Raw genomic sequence first — 3304 nt, 5'->3', positions numbered from 1 at the left:
GTCGACTTGCCCGAGCCCGTCGTGCCGATCAGGACGACCAGGGACAGGTCCGGTATGCCGAGAACGTCCGGGGTGCCGTTCATCGTGAGCCCTCCTGTACGTCGCGCACGTCGCGCTCACCCGTGATCCGGAACACCGCCATCTGCGTCGGCGGGCCCACACCGGGGTCCTCATCGCCCACCGGCCGGTACTCCACGTCGTAGCCGTACCGGTCCGCGACGCCTTCCGCCCAGGCGCGGAACTGCTTTCTGTCCCACTCGAATCGGTGGTCCGGGTGGCGTACCCGTCCGGCCGGCAGGGATTCCCAGGTGACGTTGTACTCGACGTTCGGCGTCGTCACCACGACCGACGCCGGCCTCGCCGCACCGAACACCGCGTGCTCGAGCGCGGGCAGTCTCGGCAGGTCCACATGCTCGACGACCTCGCTCAGCACCGCCGCGTCGTACCCCTTCAGCCGCCCGTCGGTGTACGCGAGCGAACCCTGCATCAGCTTCACCCGTGCCGCCTGCCGCTCCGGCATCCGCTCCAGGCGCAGCCGCCTGGCCGCCTCGTTCAGCGCCCGCATCGACACGTCCACACCCAGCACCTCGGTGAACCGGCTCTCCTTCAACAGCGCGCCGACGAGCTGTCCCTGACCGCAGCCCAGGTCGAGGACCCGCTGTGCCCCGGTGTCACGCAGGGCCTCCAGGATCGCCTCGCGCCGCTGCACCGCCAGCGGCACCGGCTTCTCTTCGGTGTCCGCGGCCTCGTCGACCGCGTTGTCCAAGTCCTCGGCCTCGGTGTCGTCGGCCTCCGCGAGTCTCGCCAGCTCGAGCCGCTCCAGGGCGTCCCGCGTCAACGCTCCTCGCCGCGACAGATAGCGACGGGTGATCAGCGCATGCTCCGGGTGGCCGGCCAGCCAGCCCTCACCGGCGCGCAGCAGCTTGTCCACCTCGTCGGGGGCCACCCAGTAGTGCTTCGCGTCGTCCAGTACGGGCAGCAGGACGTACAGATGACGCAGCGCGTCCGACAGCCGCTGTTCCCCGGTCAGGACGAGGGTCACGTAGCGCGACTCGCCCCACTCGGGGAACCGTTCGTCCAGCGGCACCGCCTCTGCCTCGACGCTCCACCCCAGCGGTTCGAGCAGCCGCCGCACCAGGCCGGGACCGCCGCGCGCGGGCAGCGCGGGCACCTCGATCCGCAGCGGCAGCGTACGGGCGGCGAGGTCCGGTCGCGCCTCGCACCGTCCCTTCAGGGCACTCGCGAACACGGTCCGCAGTGCCACCGCGAGGAGCGAAGTCGCCGCGTACGGGCGGTCGTTCACATACTGCGCCAGCGCCGAGTCGGGAGCACCGCCACGCCCCTTCCCCCTCCCGCGCCGCACCAGTGACACCGGGTCGACCTCCAGGAGCAGTGCCGCGGTGCAGCGCTCCACCGACGCCTCGGGGTAGAAGACGTGCGCGTCCCCGTACGACGTGGAGAACCGCTGCGCCTTCTCGGGATGCTTGTGCAGCAGGAATCCCAGGTCGGTCGCCGGACTGCCGTCGTTGCCTGTGGTGCCGATCGTCAAGAACACCCGATCGAGTATCCCGGCTCCCGGCCTCGTCCCCTACTGCTTTTCGGCCCCTTCGCACCGCCCGTCCGGGCCTGACGTGCGAGGGGGTTGAACAACCGTGGGCCCGTGGTTACCTTCGGTAGCCCGATCTGAGCATGCTCATGGTCACCTCAACAGCTCGCAGTTCAGCGCAGACAGAGTCGCTACGCGAAGGAGAGCCATGCCCGCATCCAGGAAGCAGCACGCGGACACCGAGGCCGCAGCCCTCAAGTCACCGGACGCGGCGCACACACGCCGCCATGGGCGCCGACTGCCGATCGCCCTCGCCACCGCATTCGCGGTCGTTGCCGCCATGACCGGCGGCGCGGCCGCCACGCCCAACGCGGCCCCGGACACCGCGGATCTGCGGGAAGTGATGTTCGTCGGCAACAACTGGGACGGCACCGCCGACGTGATCGAGTCCAGCGGCGGTTTCGAGAAGCTCGGACGCATCAACGTGATCCCCGACAAGCAGGAACGCCTGGACGAGATCCACGCCGATCCGGTCAAGCTCATCTACTTCCTGGCCATCCGCAACGGACCGGGCGAGGGGCACGACCAGTTCGTCGACGACATGTACTCCACCCCCGACGGGAAGGCCATGGTCGTCTCACGCCCGAGCTTCGCCGACGTCGTCTCCATCGACGTGGCGACCGGGAAGCTCAACTGGCGCTTCCCCGTGTCCGGTTACCGCTCCGACCACATGGCGGTCTCCCCCGACGGCGAGCGCGTGGCCGTTTCCGCCTCCACATCCAACACCGTCCACGTCCTCGACATCACCACGGGGAAGGAAGCCGGCTCCTTCAAGACCGGGGACAAGCCCCACGAGAACGTGTTCACCGCCGACGGCGAGCACATCTGGAACATGGCCATCGGCGACGTCCATACCGCCACCGACGAACCCTGGCTGGACTGGACGAAGGGCGACCGCAAGATCACCGTCGTCGACGCGGCCACCTTCAAGGCGGTCAAGGTCATCGACATGCGCGAGCGGCTCGACGCCTTCGGCCGCAAGGACCTCTCCGACGCCGTCCGGCCGGTGGCCTTCACCCCCGACGAATCCAAGCTCTACTTCCAGGTCTCCTTCTACAACGGCTTCCTCGAGTACGACGTCGCCGGCGACAAGATCACCCGCGACAAGACCCTCCCCAAGAACCCCGACACCAGCGAGGACCGCACCACCTGGGTCAACGACTCCCGCCACCACGGCATGTCGATGAGCCCGGGGGGCGACAAACTCTGCGTCGCCGGAACCATGGACGACTACGCCACCGTCGTGGACCGCGACACCCTGAAGGAAGGCCCCCTGGTCACCGCCTCCAAGCCGTACTGGGCGACGGTCAGCGGCGACGGCAAGTCCTGCGTCATCTCGGAGAGCGGAAGCGACCAGGTCACCGCCATCGACTTCGCCACCGGGAAGAAGACGGTCTCGGTGCCCGTCGGAGACCACCCGCAGCGCGTCCGCATCGCCCACGTGCCGGCCGACTGGACCAGCCCCGGCCGTGCGTGACCGTCAGGTGCCGACGTAGGCCGCGAGGTGCTCGCCGGTGAGGGTGGAGCGGTCGGCGACGAGGTCGGCGGGTGTGCCCTCGAAGACGATCCGGCCGCCGTCGTGGCCGGCGCCGGGGCCCAGGTCGACGATCCAGTCGGCGTGCGCCATGACCGCCTGGTGGTGCTCGATGACGATGACCGACTTGCCGGCGTCGACGAGCCGGTCGAGCAGGCCGAGCA

At 69.4% G+C, this 3304-nt stretch carries 3 protein-coding genes; 1 reads left to right on the top strand and 2 read right to left on the bottom strand.

The window, feature by feature from the left end; genetic code table 11:
• Window positions 1-79: 79 nt before the first annotated feature.
• The gene (locus ACRDP3_RS06300; protein ID WP_431515823.1) at window positions 80-1555 is read right to left on the bottom strand and encodes a 3' terminal RNA ribose 2'-O-methyltransferase Hen1; all 1476 of its coding nucleotides are present in this window, start codon (window positions 1553-1555) and stop codon (window positions 80-82) included.
• Between the two features lie 331 nt (window positions 1556-1886).
• Between ACRDP3_RS06300 and ACRDP3_RS06295 the strand changes: the two genes are divergently transcribed.
• Complete coding sequence (locus tag ACRDP3_RS06295) at window positions 1887-3083, top strand: YncE family protein (RefSeq protein ID WP_431515824.1); 1197 nt, start codon at window positions 1887-1889, stop codon at window positions 3081-3083.
• Between the two features lie 3 nt (window positions 3084-3086).
• Here the strand turns inward: ACRDP3_RS06295 and ACRDP3_RS06290 are convergent.
• A partial coding sequence (locus tag ACRDP3_RS06290; RefSeq protein ID WP_431515822.1) for a hypothetical protein occupies window positions 3087-3304 on the bottom strand: 218 nt, incomplete at its 5' end.

The organism is Streptomyces sp. (assembly GCF_050698815.1).
In the GTDB taxonomy this organism is placed as follows: domain Bacteria; phylum Actinomycetota; class Actinomycetes; order Streptomycetales; family Streptomycetaceae; genus Streptomyces.
This window is presented reverse-complemented; position numbering and strand designations above follow the sequence as displayed.

What these genes read in the sequence shown, in the direction of transcription:
- ACRDP3_RS06295 (WP_431515824.1), top strand. Translation starts at nt 1,887, where the DNA reads ATGACCGGCGGCGCGGCCGCCACGCCCAACGCGGCCCCGGACACCGCG.